Source organism: Cyanobium sp. NIES-981, from assembly GCF_900088535.1.
GTDB lineage: Bacteria > Cyanobacteriota > Cyanobacteriia > PCC-6307 > Cyanobiaceae > NIES-981.
The window spans coordinates 2,005,613-2,022,678 of sequence record NZ_LT578417.1; the positions used below are offsets into that span (position 1 = coordinate 2,005,613).

The following is a 17,066-nucleotide window of genomic DNA, read 5'->3' on the forward strand; positions in this document are numbered from 1 at the left end:
CCCCCCATGACCTTCCGCCTGATCGCCGGACCCTGCGTGATCGAGAGCCGCGATCTGGTGCTGCAGGTGGCGGAGCGGGTGAGCGGCCTGTGCCGTGAGCTGGGCATCACTTATGTGTTCAAGGCCAGCTTCGACAAGGCCAACCGCAGCTCCGGCAAGTCGTTCCGGGGGCCGGGCCCCGACGAGGGCTTGCGCATCCTGCAGGAGGTGCGCGAGCAACTGGGCATCCCCGTGCTCACCGACATCCACGAAAGCCACCAGGCCGCCGCGGCCGCTGAAGCGGTGGACGTGCTGCAGATCCCGGCCTTCCTCTGCCGCCAGACCGACCTGGTGGAGGCCGCCGCCCGGGCCGTGGCCGGCACCGACAAGGTGGTGAACGTGAAAAAGGGCCAGTTCCTGGCACCCTGGGACATGGCCCAGGTGGTGAACAAGCTGCGGGAATGCGGCCTGGAACCGGAAAGCGGCCGCCTCTGGCTCACCGAGCGGGGCTCGAGCTTCGGTTACAACACCCTGGTGGTGGATTACCGCGGCCTGCCCCAGATGCAGGCGCTGGGCTGTCCGGTGATCTTCGATGCCACCCACGCCGTGCAGCAGCCGGGCGGGCAGGGAACCACCTCGGGGGGCCAGCGGGAATTCGTGGCGCCCCTGGCGCGGGCGGCCGTGGCGGTGGGGGCCGACGGACTGTTCATGGAGGTGCACCCCGATCCCACCGTGGCCCTCAGCGACGGGCCGAACATGGTGCCGCTGCACCGGCTGGAGGCCCTGCTGCGCCAGCTGATGGCGCTGCGGGCCGTGGTGGAGCATGGCCTGGCCGTGAGCACCCTCTGAGATGGGCAGGAGCTAGCGCCATGGCTGCCCCCTTCCCCGCGCTGCGCTCACGGCTGCAGCGCCTGGCCGCCGGCCGCCGGCTGGCGGCGGTGCAGCTGCTGGTGTGCGACGTGGACGGCGTGCTCACCGACGGCGGCCTCCACTACGACGCCGCCGGCCAGGTGGTGAAACGCTTCAACGTGCGTGACGGGCTGGCGATCCGGATGCTGCAGCGCGCCGGCATCGAGGTGGCCCTGCTCAGCGGCGGCCGCAGCGGCGCCATCGAGCAGCGGGCCCACCACCTCCACATCCAGCACTGCCGGGTGGGGGTGGGCGACAAGCTGGCGGGGCTGCAGCAGCTGCAGACCGAGGTGGGCGCCACGCCCGCCCACACCGCCTTCATCGGCGACGACCTCAACGACCTGGCGGTGCGGCCGGCCACGGCCCTGCTGGTGGCCCCGGCGGATGCCGCCCGGGCCCTGCGCCGCCGGGCCGACTGGGTGCTGCGCAGCCCGGGCGGCCATGGCGCCGTGCGGGAACTGGCGGAGGCTCTGCTGCAGAGCCGGGGAGCCCTGGCGGCGCTGCACAGCGGCGGCTGGCGCGAGGGCAACGGCTGAGGATCAGGCCGCGGCCGCCACCAGGCGACGGGCCTGCTCCAGCTGCTCCGGGGTGTCCACCGAGAGGGAGTCGCCCTCCACCACGAAGGTGGTGATCGGCACGCCCGCGTCGATCAGGCGCAGCTGCTCCAGCTTCTCCAGATCCTCCAGGGAGGAGTGGGGCAGGCTGTGCCAGCCCGCCAGCACATCCCCCCGGTAGCCATAGAGGCCCACGTGGCCCCAGTAGGTGGTGCGGGTGGTCCAGAGCTCCGGGGCCAGATCGCGCACGTGGGGCAGGGCGCTGCGCGAGAAGGTGATCGCCCGGCCGTCAGCAGCCAGGAGCACCTTCACCACATTGGGATCGTGCACTTTTCCGGCGGGCAGGGCGTACACCGGGGTGAGCACCGCCGGCCGGCCCAGGGCGGCGAAGCGCTCCACCATCGCCTCGATGATCGCCGGATCCAGCAGCGGCTGATCGCCCTGCACGTTGATCACGAGCGTCTGGTCGGCAGCGCCCCCACCAGCCTCCAGCAGGGCCGGGATCACCGCCGCCAGCCGCTCACTGCCGCTGCTGCAGCTGGCCGGCGTGATCAGAACCTGCACGCCCCAGCCGCCGGCCGCCGCCGCCACCTCGGGGCTGTCGGTGCAGACCACCAGCGCATCCACCCCCCGCGCCAGCCGGCACCGCTCCACCACGTGCTGCAGCATCGGCCGGCCGGCGATGTCGGCCAGCACCTTGCCGGGCAGGCGGGAGGAGGCCAGCCGCGCCGGCACGGCCACCACCACGCGAGAAGGGGAGCCAGAGGCAGCCAGGACTGGGTCCATCGGGCGGGCTTCGGTCAAGGGCTGGGCAGCGCTGGGCGGATCCTCGCGCATGTGCAGATTTCGGAAGGGCCCTCAACGAAATGGGAAGCGGGCGGCCTGCCATTCCCTGCCGCATCACAAACTGAAGATGGATCTTGCTGAGGCTGGCCATGCCGAAGTGTTCTTCGTGGGCCTGCCCACCACAGCGGCCACGTGGGCAGCGTTCCGCAGCCCTCCAGCGCTTCGGAGGGGCTTCGCTGGCCCTCGGGCTGGCGCTGGCGCCCATTCCCCTGTTGCAAGGCCCCGCCGCAGCCAAGACCTCGGCTCCGCTGCCGAAGAACGCCTACTTCGGCGAGAGCCATCTCCATACCGCCTATTCCCTCGATGCCTACATCGGCGGTGCGCGGCTCACGCCCGACGGCGCCTATCGCTTCGCCAAGGGGGAGATGGTAGAGGTGAGCGGCCAGCGCTTCCGCCTCAAGCGTCCGCTCGACTGGGCCGCCGTGACCGACCACGCCGAATACATCGGTGAGATGTACAGCACGCTCGTTCCTGGCGCGCCCGGCCACAACCAGCCCCTGATCCAGCAACTGCGGGCCCTGCAGACCTACGAGGAGCGGGAGAACTGGTTCCTGGAGATGGTGGTCAAGAGCAACCGCGGCAGCACCCCCAGCCATCCGCCCTTCTATGCCGGTGAGGCCACCGAGCGCAGCGGCTGGCAGGAGATCCTCGCCGCCACCGAGCGGCACTACAGCCCCGGCCGCTTCACCACCATCCCGGCCTACGAGTGGAGCGCCGCCCCCGGCGGCGGCAACCTCCACCGCAATGTCTTTTTCCGGGACATGAACGTGCCCGACAAAGTGATGAGCTACATCGACATCAACCGGGAAACCGGGCTCTGGGCCTGGTTCCAGGGGCTGGAGCGGCAGGGGATGCGGGTGCTCGCCATTCCCCACAACTCCAATGCCAGCAAGGGCACGATGTTCGCGGCCACCAAGCCCGATGGGGCACCGATCGACAGCGCCTACGCCGACCTCCGCAGCCATTTCGAGCCCCTGATCGAGATGATGCAGATCAAGGGCAACTCCGAGGTGCACCGTGCCTTCTGGGGGGCGGATGAATTCGCCGGCTTCGAGAATGCCGATTCGATTCAGGACTACAGCGGCCGCACCTTCAGCAAGGGCAACTTCGTGCGCGACGGGGTGATCCAGGGCCTGGCCCAGGAGCAGCGGCTGGGGGTGAACCCCTTCAAGTACGGCTTCGTCGGCGGCACCGACAGCCACAACGGCACCCCCGGCAACACCGCCGAGGACAACTTCATGGCCGGCAGCCATGGGGCCGCCGACGGCACGGTGGCCCGGCGCCGCGATGGCGAGGTGGGCGGCTGGATCAAGGGCCGCGATCTCAACCCCGGTGCGCTCACCGGCGTGTGGGCCGCCGCCAACACCCGCGGCGCCATCTGGGATGCGATGCAGCGCCGGGAGACCTTCGCCACCAGTGGCACCCGCCTCAAGGTGCGCTTCTTCGCCGGCTGGAGCTATCCCCGGGATCTGGACGAGCGTCGCGACATGGTCGAGCTGGCCTACCGCCAGGGGGTGCCGATGGGTGGGGATCTGCCGGCCGCCAAAGGCCGGGGAGCGGGCTCGCCCACGTTTCTGGTCTGGGCGTTGAAGGATCCCGATGGCGCCCATCTCGATCGGATCCAGATCATCAAGGGCTGGGTGGATGCCCAGGGGAACACCCACGAGCGCATCCACGACGTGGCCTGGGCCGGCCAGCGCAGCCCGGGCGCCGATGGCCGCGTGCCGGCGATCGGCAGCACGGTGGATCTGAAGCGGGCCAGCTACACCAACAGCCTCGGAGCCCCGGTGCTGGCGGCCACCTGGCGGGATCCGAATTTCGACCCATCCGTGCGGGCCCTCTATTACGTGCGGGTGCTGGAGATTCCCACCCCCCGCTGGAGCACCTACGACGCCGTGCGCGCCGGGCTGCCGCTGCTGCAGGGGGTGCCCGCCACCGTGCAGGAGCGCGCCTGGAGTTCACCGATCTGGCTGGCTCCGGCGCCGCAGCGAAGCTGATCCGCCGAGCACCCCTCCCCCGTTTTTTGTTCCCTAGTTCGCCCCGTTTCTCGATGGCCAACCGACCCCTCTCCTGGATCACCCTGGCGCTGGGCGCCACGCTGGTGGGGGCCGCGGCCCTGGCGGGCAGCGGCGCGCAGACCGAGGAGGCGATCCCGGTGCGCGGCTTGGTGGATCACACCGACACGCTGGACGGGGCCCAGGGAGAGGGGGCGCCTGAGGCCCGGCCCGGCGCCAAGGCCAAGGGCTATTCGCCCTATGCCGGCCGAACCACTCCCACTCGGGTGTACTTCGGCGACACGCACCACCACACCTCCAACTCCGGCGACGCCTTCATGGGCGGCAACCGGCTCACCCCCGAGCAGGCCTACCGCTTCGCCCGCGGCGAGGAGGTGGTGTCGTCGACGGGGCTGCCGGTGAAACTCTCGCGGCCGCTCGATTTTCTGGTGATCTCCGACCACGCCGAGGGGCTTGGGGTGATCGAGCAGGTGGCGGCGGGCAACCCGGCCCTCAGTGCTGATCCCACCCTCAAGCGCTGGGGTGAGGCCCTCAAGGCCGGCGGCAAGCCGCAGCAGGACGCCATGAACGAGCTGGTGTCGGCCCAGGCCCAGGGCACGCTGCCGCCGCCGGTGAAGGATCCGGCGGTGGTGGTGCCGATCATGCGCTCGGTGTGGCAGGCCTACACCGCCACGGCCGAGCGTTACAACGAGCCGGGCCGCTTCACCGCGATGATCGGCTACGAGTGGACCTCGGTGCCGGGCGGCAACAACCTGCACCGCAATGTGCTCTTTCGCGACGGCAAGGCCCGCGCCGATCAGGTCCTGCCCTTCTCGGCCTGGCAGAGCGAAGACCCCGAGAAACTCTGGGACTGGATGGCCCGCTACGAAGCGAAAACCGGCGGCAGGTTGCTGGCGATTCCCCACAACGGCAATCTCTCCAATGGCCGTATGTTCGAGCTGGTGGATTTCGGTGGAGCGCCCCTCAGCCGCGGCTATGCCGAGCGGCGCTCCCGCTGGGAACCCCTGCAGGAGATGATGCAGACCAAGGGATCCAGCGAAACCCATCCGTCCCTCTCGCCCAACGACGAATTCGCCAACTTCGGCATCGCCGGCTGGGAGTACGGCAATCTCACCCTCGAAGACAAGCCGGAATCCCCCGAGATGCGGCCCTTCATGTACCTGCGCGGTGGTCTGGCCCAGGGGCTGCTCCAGGAGCAGAAGCTGGGGGTGAATCCGTTCAGGTTCGGCTTCATCGGCGGCACCGATGTGCACAACTCGCTCACGGCGATCGAGGAGGAGAACTTCTTTGGCAAGCACGTGAACCAGGAACCCCGTCCTGATCGCTGGAAGCATGTGTCGAAGCAGGGGTTCGGCAAGACCCGCTACACCTGGCAGTACGAGGCGGCCGGCTATGCGGCGGTGTGGGCCACCGCCAACAGCCGCGAGGCCCTCTGGGACGCGATGAAGCGCCGCGAAACCTATGCCACCTCCGGCACCCGCATGACCGTGCGCTTCTTCGGCGGCTGGGCCTTCAAACCCGAGGATGCCCGCAGCCGCACCCTGGCTGATGCGGGCTACCGCAAGGGCGTGCCCATGGGCGGTGATCTGGCCCAGGCCGGCAGGGATCCCGGCAGCGCCCCCACCTTCCTGGTGGCTGCCCTGAAGGATCCGATCGGCGCCAACCTCGATCGTATCCAGGTGATCAAGATCTGGAGCGACCGCAGCGGCAAACCCCAGGAACGCATCTTCGATGTGGTCTGGGCGGGCGACCGGCGGCCCGGTGCCGATGGCAAGCTGCCGCCGGTGGGCGACACCGTGGACGTGGCCACCGCCAGCTGGACGAACACGATCGGCGCTCCGGAGCTGGCTGCCGTCTGGCGCGATCCCCAGTTCGATCCCTCCCAGCGGGCCGTGTATTACGCCCGGGTGATCGAAATCCCCACCCCCCGCTGGACGGCCTACGACGCCTACCGCTTCGGGATCACCATGGCGCCGGAGGTGCCGATGAAACACCAGGAGCGCGCCTGGACTTCACCCATCTGGTATTCACCGTCGTGAATGAAGTCGGGGGGGAGCGCGCTCAACCTTCCGTCAGGCCCTCACCAGCGGCGGCGGACTCCAGCCGCCGTCGAGCACGGCAGGCCGAGGCCCATACAGCCGCATCGTGACCCCGATCGGACCCTGAGGGCTGGGGAGCCAGTTGGCCCGTCGGTCCTCACCAGGATCGCTGTGCTGGATGTAAAGATCCAGCGAGCCATCGTCGTTGTAGCGAAGCGGGGAGCGATCCCCGATCGCGTAGCGCTCCAAGTTGTTGGGAACAGGGAATCCCTCTCCGTCGTACATCGTCAACGACCAGAACGCGTCGGCCGGTGGCAGGGCATCGGCATCGAAGTGCAGGACGTAGTTGTTGCTGCCGTTGGGAATCACCCCATCCCCATCGCGGTAGGCGACCGGATAGATCGCATCCTCGGGAAGATTGGCCCCGAGACCGATCTTGGCGATCACGGCGCGGAACAGATAGTTGGTTCCGTAGACCCCGATGCCGGATCGGGCCATACCCCACCCATTCACAACCGGATTGAGCCGGGGCTCGACCTCCCGGAAGTGCGCCAGGGCTGCGGCCGGAGCCGCCGCCACAGCTGCCGCGGCATCGGCATCCAACTCGGCGGCAAGGAACGGCTGGCCCGGCTTCACCCCCAGGCGTGCCATGCGCGCCAGGATGGGCTGGTCGACGAGGTGGGGCGGATGGGTGCCCATCAGCTCGGCCCCGTAGGCGAAGAAGTCTGCCCCGGCCATGGCCAGCACCTGATCCAGCGGGGCGGTGCCCATGGCGACACTGGGGTCCAGGGCCGGCGCCGGGGTTTTCGCCGGGCCTGGCCACTGCGACAGTGGCGTGGCGAGGAAGCCGTCCTGCAGGGCGTTCACACTGGCGTAGTCCGCCGGGCCGTTGGTCTGGGTTCTACCGATGATCCAGCCGATCGGTGTCGGTGCCTCGATGCGCTCGAGTCCGGCAGGCAGATCACCGCTCCAGCCTGGACCGACAAGCGCGTAGTGACCGGCCTGCGTTCCCGTCGTGCGTGAGCCCACAACCGCGAACACGTCGGTCCACATGTCGAGCATCGGCAGCATGTAGTACCGGCCCTGCGTGTCCGGCGCCGAGATCACCACGGGTTCAGCGCGGAGATCGAACCAGAGAATCGAATAGAGGGTGTCGAAGTTGGGGCGGACCACCTCCTTGAAGTTGCCTGGCGGGAAGGACCGCAGATGGGTGAAGAGGTTGGCCGGCCCGAAGCCTGGCTTGGCCCCTGCCGGTACGTTCGTGGTGACGCGCCGTGTCACGTCCATCAGCGCCAGGGGAAAGAGATAGGTGTAAGCCTCAACGGCGATCTCGGCCAACTCTTCCCCTTGAGCACCATGCACACTGCCGTTGGCAGTGTCGTTGATGCTGCTGTTGATGTTGATGTTGATGTTGCTGTTGCTGTTGTTCATCTCTCACTCTCACCTGCATGACCGACCCTCAGACTAATCAGCTCCCATCCCCTTGAGCACACCAACCATCAGGCGCATTACATTGCAACACCAGGCAGCAGAATGTCACAGAAGAGTCTGTAAAGCAGATCGTGCATCAAAGCCCTCCTCCCAGGACATCCCAGGCCTATAGCTCCCTAGCAGGAATGATCGGGGTCAGTTCCGTTCACGGGGGTGCTTGCCGATCAGTCCGAGGGAATGGTGTTGCCAGAGCAGGTTCACAAGCCCACGACAGGAACTCAAACCCCAGGAATCCCCTGCATGAAGCGTCGTGCACCGCACCGACCCCTGCCGCATGGGGCCTGTGTCCATTACCTGTGACAGATCCCCTCAACCCCTGAGTTCCTTGGCGATTCCCAGCATCCCGCGTCCGCCATGGCTAGGGATGAGAGGAGCGTGACTGCATCCATGGCACGAGTCCCCTCCTGGCGAGCCTCAGCCCTCGGCGCCGTGGTGGGTTTGCTGGCCGTTTCCACCGCCTCGGCGCAGATCTCCGACATCCCCTCAACGCCGCCCGGCAACCGCCGTTACTCCCCCTATCCGGCGCAGACCTTTCCCAACCAGGTGCTCTTCGGCGACACCCACCTGCACACCTCCTATTCGACCGACGCCGGCATGATCGGCAACCGGCTGGGACCCGAGGCGGCCTACCGCTTTGCCCGCGGCGAAACCGTGACCTCGAGCACAGGCGTGAAGGCCCGCCTGGCCCGCCCCCTCGACTTTCTGGTGATCGCCGACCATGCCGAGAACCTCGGGCTGGCGCCGGCGATTGCCGCCTCCAATCCGGAACTCCTGAAGAACCCCTGGGGGCGCATGGAGCACGACCTGGTGCAGAAGGGGGACATTGCGTCGGTGACCAAGGCCTACGACAACTGGATGGCCCAGATGGGAGCCCGCACGGACCCCCTCAAGGAGCAGACGGCGCTGGCCCGCACGATGTGGCAGCAGCTCACCGCGGCGGCGGAGCAGTTCAATGCTCCGGGCCGGTTCACGGCTCTGATCGGTTTCGAGTGGACCTCCAACCCCGACGGAAACAATCTGCACCGCAATGTGGTGTTCCGCGACGGCAAGGCCAGGGCCGACACGATCGTGCCCTTCTCGCAGTACGACAGCGTGGATCCGGAGGATCTCTGGGCCTGGATGGACACCTACGAACGTCGCAGCGGCGGCCGACTGCTGGCGATCCCCCACAACGGCAACCTCTCGAACGGCCTGATGTTCGATGACGTGACCCTCACCTCACGCCAGCCGTTCGACCGGGATTACGCCAGCCGCCGCCAGCGATGGGAACCGCTCTTCGAGGTGACGCAGATGAAGGGCGATGGCGAAACCCATCCCCTCCTCTCCAGCCGCGATGAATTCGCCGACTTCGAGACCTGGGACAAGGCCAGCTTCGGCCCCCAGCCCAAGACCACGGCGATGCTGCCGAAGGAGTACGCCCGTCAGGCCTTGCAACGGGGCCTGGCCTATGAGGCGGCGCTAGGGGTGAATCCGTTCAAGTTCGGCATGATCGGCTCGAGCGATTCCCACACCTCCCTCTCCACCACCCAGGAGAACAACTTCTTCGGCAAAGTGACGGTGCTGGAGCCATCCGCCGATCCGATCCGCTTCGAGGAGGTGATCGCCGGCAGACCCGCCCCGAAGGGCCATCAGATCTATGCCCGCCAGACCAGCGCCTCCGGCCTGGCCGCTGTCTGGGCCCGCGAGAACACCCGCGAGGCGATCTGGGACGCCATGGCCCGCAAGGAGGTGTACGCCACCACCGGCACGCGGATGCGGGTGAGGGTGTTCGCCGGCTACGGCTTCAGCCGCTCCGATCTCAGCCGCTCCGACTTCGCCGCCCACGGCTATGCCAAGGGGGTGCCCATGGGCGGCGACCTGAAGGCCTCACCGGCCGGCAAGGCGCCCACGCTGCTGGTGGTGGCGCTGCGGGATCCCGATGGGGCCAATCTCGATCGCCTCCAGATCGTGAAGGGCTGGCTCGATGCCTCCGGCACGCCCAAGGAGCAGGTGTTCGACGCGGCCTGGTCCGGAAGCCGCAAGCCTGGGCCCGGCGGCAAGCTGCCGCCGGTGGGCAACACCGTGAACGTGAAGGAGGCGAGCTACAGCAATGCCATCGGGGCGCCCTACCTCGCCACCGCCTGGACGGATCCGGCCTTTGATCCGAAGCAGAAGGCCTTCTACTACGTGCGGGTGCTCGAGATTCCCACCCCCCGCTGGACCACCTACGACGCCAGGTTCTTCGGTGTGGCGCTGCCCAAGGATGTGCCCGCCAGCCTGCAGGAGCGGGCCTACACCTCGCCGATCTGGTATTCCCCCAGCTGATGACCAGCACCAGCGGAGACCAGACCCCACTCCAGGGGCGGCTGCAGGATCTGCGCCGGCGCCTCGGCCGCTCGACAGGCCAGCTGCCCGATCCCGTGCGCAGGGCCGCGCGGGAGCCGCTCGTGCGGTTCCTGGCGCTCGGCGGGGCGATCTTCCTGCTCCATGGCCTGATGCGTCCGCCGGGCGCGGCGCCGGGGGGCGAGCTCGTGGTGAGCGAGGCCCGGGCCGGGGCCCTGGCCGCCGCCTTCACCCGCACCTGGCAGCGCCCCCCCAGCCGCAGCGAGCTGGAGGCACTGATCGAGGATCACATCCGCACCGAGGTGCTGGTGCGGGAAGCCCAGGCCCTCGGCCTCGACCGCGACGACACGATCATCCGCCGCCGGCTGCGGCAGAAGATGGAGTTCTTCGCCGACGACCAGACCTCCCAGGGCCAGCCGAGCGACCAGGAGCTGCGGGCGTTCCTGAAGGCCCATCCGGAGCGGTTCCGCATCGAGCCCCAGATCGGCTTCCGTCAGATCTTCCTGGATCCGCAGAGGCGCGGTGAGGGCCTGGCCGCCGACGCCCAGCGGCTCCTGGAGCGCCTGAATGGGCCGGAGCCGCCAGCGGATGGGGCCTCCCTCGGCGATCCCCTGCTGCTCCAGCCCACGCAGGTGACAGCCATGCCGAAGGGCGAGGTGGCCGGCCTGTTCGGCACCGACTTCGCCGACGCCCTGGTGAAGCAGGCCCGGGGCCGCTGGGTGGGGCCGATTCCGTCGGGCTATGGCCAGCATCTGGTGAGGGTGGACACGCTGGAGCCCGGCGCGCTGCCGCCGCTCGAGCAGATCCGGCAGCAGGTGGAGCGGGAGTGGCGGGCCGCCCGCAGCCAGGAACGGCAGCAGGCCCTCTACCGCCAGCTTCTCGGCAAATACCGGGTGTCGCGGCCCGAGCTTCCGGGCGCCGGCCCCCAGGCGCCATGAGGCGCCTCCGAGCCGTCCTGGCGGCCGTGCTGTGCGGCCTGGCCCTGGTGCTCCCCCAGGCCCTGCACGCCCATGAACTGCTGCCGGGCTACCTGGAGCTCACCGAGCAGACCTCCGGCAACGGCTCCGCCAGCTATGCGGTGCTCTGGAAGCTGCCGCTGCAGCAGGGCGTGCAGCTGCCGATCGCACCCCGCTTCCCCGAGGGCTGCCGCCAGCAGGGGCAGCTGGGCAGCGAACGGCAGGCCACGGCCTGGATCTACCGCTCCACCCTCACCTGCTCCCCGCCGTTGGTGGGGCAGCCCCTGGCCGTCGATGGCCTCGAGGCGGTGGACACCGATGTGCTGGTGCGCTTCCAGCCCCTCGGCGCCGAGCTGGAGACCCACCTGCTCAAAGCCGAGCAGCCCTCGGTGGTGCTCGGTGCCCGCGACGGTGGTCCCCGCGGCGCCCTCGCCTACCTGCGGCTCGGCATCGAACACATCCTGCTGGGGGTCGACCACCTGCTCTTCGTGCTCGGTCTGCTGCTGATCGTGCAGGACGGCTGGACGCTACTGAAAACCGTGCTGGCCTTCACCATCGCGAACAGCCTCACGCTCACGGCCGCGGCGCTCGGTGTCGTGAGGGTGCCGGGCCCGCCGCTGAATGTGGCCATCGCGCTCTCGATCCTGTTCATGGGGCTGGAGATCGCCAGATCGTGGCGCGGTGAAACGAGCTTCACGATCCGCCGGCCCTGGGTGATCGCCTTCGTCTTCGGGCTGCTGCACGGCTTCGGCTATGCCAGCGGCCTCTCGGTGCTGGGCCTGCCCCGCGGCGAGCTGATGGTGGCGCTGCTGATGTTCAACATCGGCATCGAGATCGGCCAGGACCTCTTCGTGCTGCTGGTGCTGGCCCTGAAGCGCGCGTTCACGCAGCTCGCCATTCCCTTCCCCCTCTGGGCGCGCCATCTGCCGGGCACGGCCGTGGGCACCGCCGGGGCCTACTGGACGCTGAAATACACCTCAGGGCTGCTGTTCCCATTCTGAGCCATGCCCCCGATCCCCCCTCGCTCCCTGCGTCGCCGCTCCTTCCTCACCGCCGCGGTGCCCTGGCTGGTGCTGGCCATGGCCCTGCTGCCCCAGGCCGCCCAAGCCCATGTGGAAGGGGGCCAGGCCAGCGGCCTTGCCGCCGGGCTGCTCCACCCCCTGTCGGGGCCCGATCACATGGTGGCGATGGTGGCGGTGGGGCTCTGGGGGGCCGTGCTGGGCCCGCCGGCGATCTGGGTGCTGCCGGTGGCCTTCCCGCTGGTGATGGCCTTCGGAGGCCTGCTCGGTCTGCTGGGCGTGCCCGTGCCCGCTGTGGAGGTGGGCATCGCCGTGTCCGGGGTGGTGATGGGGCTGATGGTGCTGCTGGAGCAGCGGCCGCCGCTCTGGCTCGCCGCCACGATCGTGGCGGTGTTCGCGGTGTTCCACGGCCACGCCCATGGCACCGAGCTGCCGGCTGGCGGCAATGCCCTGCTCTACAGCCTGGGATTCGTGGTGGCCACGGGGCTGCTCCACCTGCTCGGCATCCTGCTGGGGGAACTGCGCCGCTGGCCAGGGGGGCGGCGCCTGGTGCAGGCCGCCGGCGCCGGCGTGGCCCTCACCGGCCTGATGTTTCTGGTGCGGGCGGTGGCATGAGCAGCGTGGGGAGGGCCGCACGGGCCGGGCTCCGGCGGGGCCTGATCGCCACACGGCTGCTGGCCGCGCTGGTGGCCGCCCCGCTGGCCGCGCTGCTGCTTGCGCCTGCGCCGGCGCAGGCGCACCTGGCGGAGACCGGTTTCGGCGGCTATTACGACGGGCTGGCGCATCTGGTGCTCACCCCGGCCGATCTGCTGCTGGTGCTGGCCCTGGGCCTGTGGGCCGTGCAGCAGGGGCCCGCGGCCTGCCGGTGGGCGCTGGCCGTGGTGCCCGGGGCCTGGCTCCTGGGGGGATGGATCGGCCTGGGGCTGCCGGAAACGGGCGACATGGCGCTGGTGGCCAACCTGGGCTTCATGGTCTGCGGGCTGCTGGTGGCCCTGCGGGTGCGCCTGCACCCGCAGGGGTGGCTGGGCGTGGCGGGCGTCCTGAGCCTGCTGCAGGGCAGCACCAACGGCGCCACGATGAGCCACGGCGGGGGCCTGCTCGCCCTGGCCGGCGCGGCGTCCGGGGTGGCCGTGATCCTGGCGCTGCTCTGCGGCCAGCTGCTCACGATCCAGCGCCCCTGGCTGGCGATCGGCCAACGGGTGCTCGGCAGCTGGATCGCGGCGGCCGGGATGCTGATGCTGGGCTGGGCGGCCCGGGGCTAAGGGCGCTCCTGCCCCAGCCGCACCTCCCGCAGGCGCCGCAGCTCTGCCCCCAGGGCCGGACCGGGCCGCACCCCCCGGGCGATCAGGTCGGCCGCCGCCTCCGGGGCCTGCAGGTGGCGCCAGCGCAGCCACCAGCGCAGCAGCGGCCGGCGCGGACCGCTGCCGGTGATCAGGGCCAGCAGCACCGCTTCCGGCGAACCACCCGGGGCCTCCAGGGCTCCGCACCAGGCCGCCACTGAGGGGGGCTCGGCATCGTTCCCGGCCCCGGCCTTCAGGCCAGCCAGCCGGTCCCGCAGCTCCAGCCACTGGGCCAGCAGGCGGTGCTGGCGATGGGGCAGCTGCAGCCGCTCCGCCAGGGCGAGGGGATCGGCGGCTCCCGCCACCAGGGCCACCAGCAGGGGCAGGCCGGACCGCTGGGCCCAGCGCAGGCGGCGGCGCCAGTGGCGATCAGCCTGAAGGCGGGCATCCAGCAGGGCCAGGCCGCCCCACTCCTGCAGGATCGCCAGCGCCACCGGCCAGGGCTCCCGCAACAGCAGCAGCTCGAACTCCATCCGCAGCCGGGTGCCCAGGGCCGCCGGCGCCTGGCCCGGCCGCTCGCCGGAGTGCCAGGCCCAGGGCCAGGCTGCCAGGGTGCGGCGGGCCTGCTCGCGGCTGCCGGGCTCCAGCCGGAAGCCGAGCCGGGCCGCGTAGCGGGCACCGCGCACCAGGCGGCTGGGATCGTCGCGCAGGCTGTGGGGATGCAGCAGCCGCAGCTCCCGCCGCTGCAGGTCGGCCTGGCCGCCGTGGGGATCGAGCAGCTCGCCACTGGCCAGATCCAGGGCGATGGCATTGATGGTGAAGTCGCGGCGGGCCAGATCATCCGCGAGAACGCCCGGCACCACCTTCGGGTTCTCGCCCGGCTGCGGATAGGTCTCGCGGCGGGCGGTGGCCACATCCAGCAGCACCGTCTGCCCGTCGATCCGCAGCTCCACCTCCACGGTGCCGTAGGCCCCGTGCTCCTGGGCGCTCCGCAGCGACCCCGGTGGCAGCAGCGCCTCCAGCCGTCGCACCAGGGCGATGGCGGAGTCATCCGCCACCAGATCCAGATCGGGCACCCCGCGCCAGGGATCGTTGTGCACCCGGTGCAGCAGCAGATCGCGCACGGCCCCGCCCACCAGGGCCAGCCGCTGGGCCGGGCCGCCAGCGCGCGCCGCCGCCACCAGGGCGGCCGAGAGGGCCGGGGGAACGCCGGGAACGTCCAAGCCGCCGCCTCAGAGCGGCTCGATCGGCGCCAGGCGCGGATCGAGGATCTTGGGGCCCATGCCCTCGAACTTCACGGCGATCGAGATCTTCTCGCCGCTGCCGAACAGGTGGGTCACATGGCCTTCGCCGAAGGCGCTGTGGCGCAGGCGATCCCCCACCGCCCAGGTCCTGGCGGCACCGGCACCCCGGCGGCGCACGGCGTTGGCAGGCGCGCCGCCCACCCCCCCCGCCGCCACGCGCCGGCTGTCCTCCCGATCCACCCGGGTGAGCCGGTCGAGCCGCTGCTCCCGCCGGATGGCGGCACCGCCGCTGCGGGGGATGTCCCCCTGCACCAGCTCCTCGGGCAGCTCGCCGAGGAACACCGACGGCACTGCCGGTTCACGCATGCCGCCCCACAGCCGCCGCTCGCTGGCGTGGGAGAGGAACAGGCGCTCCTTGGCGCGGGTGATGCCCACGTAGCAGAGGCGCCGCTCCTCCTCCATGGCGGCCGGATCCTCCAGGGAGCGGTAGCTGGGGAACAGCCCCTGCTCCATCCCCACCAGGAACACCACCGGAAACTCCAACCCCTTGCTGGCGTGCAGGGTCATCAGGGTCACCCGGTCCTGCTCGGTGTCCTTGCTGTCGGCATCGCTCGCCAGGGCGGCGGAGGCGAGGAAATCCTCGAGCGAACCCTCCTCGTTCTCCTCCTGGTACTGCAGGGCGGCGTTCACCAGCTCGTTGAGGTTGCGGCGACGGTCTTCGGCCTCGTCGGTGCCGTCGGCGATCAGCTCGGCCAGGTAGCCGCTCTGCTCCATCACCCGCTGCACCAGCTCCGAAGGGGGGGCGTCCTGGCTGCGGGCCTGCAGATCACCGAGCAACTCACGGAACTGCAGCAGCCCCTTGGCCGAGCGGCCCCCCAGGGAGCGCACGGCTTCGGCATCGCTCACCACCTCCCAGAGCGGGATGCCCAGCTGGTTGGCCGCGTCGGTGAGGCGCTCGATCGTGGTCTTGCCGATGCCCCGCTTGGGCGTGTTCAGCACCCGCAGCAGGCTCACCGTGTCGGCCGGATTCACCAGCAGCTTCAGGTAGGCGAGCATGTCCTTGATCTCGCGCCGGTCGTAGAAGCGCAGGCCGCCCACCACGATGTAGGGAATGCCCCAGCGCACCAGCGATTCCTCCATGGCGCGGCTCTGGGCATTGGTGCGGTAAAGCACCGCCATGTCGCCCCAGCGCAGTTCGCCGTGGGCGGCCTCGAGCATGCGCATGCGGTGCACCACCGCCTCGGCCTCGGCGATCTCGTCGTCGCAGCGGGTGAGGGTGATGGGCTCACCTTCGCCCCGGGTGGGACGCAGCACCTTGTCGATGCGCTCGGTGTTGTGGGCGATCAGGGCGTTGGCCGCCTCCAGGATCGTGGCGGTGGAGCGGTAGTTCTCCTCCAGCTTCACCATCGTGCGGGTGGCCTCATCGGCGGCGCCGTCGCCGAAGTCGTCCTGGAAGCCCATCAGGATCGTGAAGTCGGCCGCCCGGAAGCTGTAGATGCTCTGGTCGGCGTCGCCCACCACGAACACCGAGCGGCCACTCCAGTTGTCATAGGCCTCGGGATCCTGGCCGTCGGTCACCAGCAGCTTGATCAGCTCGTACTGGGTGCGGTTGGTGTCCTGGTACTCGTCCACCAGCACGTGGCGGAAGCGGCGGTGCCAGTAGTGGCGGATCTGGTCGTTCTGGCGCAGCAGCTGCACGGGCAGCAGCAGCAGGTCGTCGAAGTCGAGGGCGTTGTTGGCGGCCAGGGCGCGGCGGTAGCGCCGGTAGGTTTCGGCCATCAGCCTGCCCCGCTGGCCGCCGGCGTCGGCTTCCAGCTGCTCGGGCATCCAGCCCTGGTTCTTGGCGTTGCTGATCGCCCAGCGCACCTTCTTGGGCTCGAAGCGCTTGGGGTCGAGGCCCAGCTCCTGGGTCACGATCTCCTTCACCAGGCTCTGGGCGTCGCCCTCGTCGTAGATGGAGAACTGCCGCGTCCAGCTCAGGCCCTCGGGGTCGCGGAACTTGTCGATGTCGAAGCGCAGCAGCCGGGCGAACAGGGCGTGGAAGGTGCCGATCCAGAGGTCCTTGATGACCTCGCGGTAGATGCGGCTGCGCAGCTGGCGCTGCTCCAGCAGCGGCAGGGTGCTCCAGGGCTGGCCGAACTGGCTCTGGGCCAGCTTCTGGGCCAGCAGCAGCTCCAGCCGCTCCTTCATCTCCCGGGCGGCCTTGTTGGTGAAGGTCACGGCCAGCAGCTCGGCCGGATCGGCGCCGTGGTGGCCGATCAGGTGGGCGATGCGGTGGGTGAGGGCCCGCGTCTTGCCGCTGCCGGCCCCGGCCACCACCAGCAGCGGACCGGTGTGGTGGTCCACCGCCTTGCGCTGGGCTTCATTGAGGCCGGCCAGGAAGGCGCTCATCCACGGGCCAGGAATGCGCTT

General features: G+C 69.9%; 13 protein-coding genes. 9 read left to right on the plus strand and 4 right to left on the minus strand.

Features of this window, described 5'->3' with window-relative positions:
- The first annotated feature begins 6 nt into the window (after nucleotides 1-6).
- Nucleotides 7-828: a 3-deoxy-8-phosphooctulonate synthase gene (gene kdsA, locus CBM981_RS10220; RefSeq protein ID WP_087068317.1), complete on the plus strand. Its 822-nt coding sequence runs from the start codon at nucleotides 7-9 to the stop codon at nucleotides 826-828.
- 20 nt (nucleotides 829-848) lie between these two features.
- Nucleotides 849-1,424, plus strand: coding sequence for an HAD family hydrolase (locus CBM981_RS10225; protein WP_087068318.1), 576 nt, complete (start codon nucleotides 849-851; stop codon nucleotides 1,422-1,424).
- A 3-nt stretch (nucleotides 1,425-1,427) separates the two neighbouring features.
- On the opposite strand, the gene kdsB is transcribed toward CBM981_RS10225, so the two are convergent.
- The gene (gene kdsB, locus CBM981_RS10230; protein ID WP_087069348.1) at nucleotides 1,428-2,228 is read right to left on the minus strand and encodes a 3-deoxy-manno-octulosonate cytidylyltransferase; all 801 of its coding nucleotides are present in this window, start codon (nucleotides 2,226-2,228) and stop codon (nucleotides 1,428-1,430) included.
- A 272-nt stretch (nucleotides 2,229-2,500) separates the two neighbouring features.
- Between kdsB and CBM981_RS10235 the strand changes: the two genes are divergently transcribed.
- A complete protein-coding gene (locus CBM981_RS10235) occupies nucleotides 2,501-4,285 on the plus strand; it encodes a DUF3604 domain-containing protein (RefSeq protein ID WP_157665406.1) in 1,785 nt (594 codons plus the stop codon).
- A gap of 53 nt (nucleotides 4,286-4,338) precedes the next feature.
- Nucleotides 4,339-6,342 (plus strand): DUF3604 domain-containing protein, encoded by a 2,004-nt coding sequence (locus CBM981_RS10240; RefSeq protein WP_087068320.1) that lies wholly within the window; start codon nucleotides 4,339-4,341, stop codon nucleotides 6,340-6,342.
- 33 nt (nucleotides 6,343-6,375) lie between these two features.
- Here CBM981_RS10240 and CBM981_RS10245 read toward each other — a convergent pair whose 3' ends face one another.
- A complete protein-coding gene (locus CBM981_RS10245) occupies nucleotides 6,376-7,773 on the minus strand; it encodes a DUF1254 domain-containing protein (protein ID WP_087068321.1) in 1,398 nt (465 codons plus the stop codon).
- 447 nt (nucleotides 7,774-8,220) lie between these two features.
- Between CBM981_RS10245 and CBM981_RS10250 the strand changes: the two genes are divergently transcribed.
- Genes CBM981_RS10250 through CBM981_RS10270 form a run of 5 tightly spaced genes read left to right on the plus strand, consistent with a single transcriptional unit; the run spans nucleotide 8,221 to nucleotide 13,392 of the window.
- Nucleotides 8,221-10,137 (plus strand): DUF3604 domain-containing protein, encoded by a 1,917-nt coding sequence (locus tag CBM981_RS10250; RefSeq protein ID WP_225867345.1) that lies wholly within the window; start codon nucleotides 8,221-8,223, stop codon nucleotides 10,135-10,137.
- Nucleotides 10,137-11,093: a peptidyl-prolyl cis-trans isomerase gene (locus CBM981_RS10255; RefSeq protein WP_087068323.1), complete on the plus strand. Its 957-nt coding sequence runs from the start codon at nucleotides 10,137-10,139 to the stop codon at nucleotides 11,091-11,093. Before CBM981_RS10250 ends, CBM981_RS10255 begins: the two co-directional genes overlap by 1 nt.
- Nucleotides 11,090-12,112, plus strand: a complete 1,023-nt coding sequence (locus CBM981_RS10260; RefSeq protein ID WP_087068324.1) for a HupE/UreJ family protein — start codon at nucleotides 11,090-11,092, stop codon at nucleotides 12,110-12,112. The genes CBM981_RS10255 and CBM981_RS10260 overlap by 4 nt, the downstream gene beginning before the upstream one ends.
- A gap of 3 nt (nucleotides 12,113-12,115) precedes the next feature.
- On the plus strand, nucleotides 12,116-12,745 hold the full coding sequence (locus tag CBM981_RS10265) for a HupE/UreJ family protein (RefSeq protein WP_087068325.1): 630 nt from the start codon (nucleotides 12,116-12,118) through the stop codon (nucleotides 12,743-12,745).
- Nucleotides 12,742-13,392, plus strand: coding sequence for a HupE/UreJ family protein (locus CBM981_RS10270; protein ID WP_087068326.1), 651 nt, complete (start codon nucleotides 12,742-12,744; stop codon nucleotides 13,390-13,392). The genes CBM981_RS10265 and CBM981_RS10270 overlap by 4 nt, the downstream gene beginning before the upstream one ends.
- On the opposite strand, the gene CBM981_RS10275 is transcribed toward CBM981_RS10270, so the two are convergent.
- The gene (locus CBM981_RS10275) at nucleotides 13,389-14,633 is read right to left on the minus strand and encodes a CCA tRNA nucleotidyltransferase (protein WP_087068327.1); all 1,245 of its coding nucleotides are present in this window, start codon (nucleotides 14,631-14,633) and stop codon (nucleotides 13,389-13,391) included. The genes CBM981_RS10270 and CBM981_RS10275 overlap by 4 nt on opposite strands.
- Before the next feature lie 9 nt (nucleotides 14,634-14,642).
- A complete protein-coding gene (locus tag CBM981_RS10280; RefSeq protein WP_087068328.1) occupies nucleotides 14,643-17,045 on the minus strand; it encodes a UvrD-helicase domain-containing protein in 2,403 nt (800 codons plus the stop codon).
- Nucleotides 17,046-17,066: the final 21 nt, after the last annotated feature.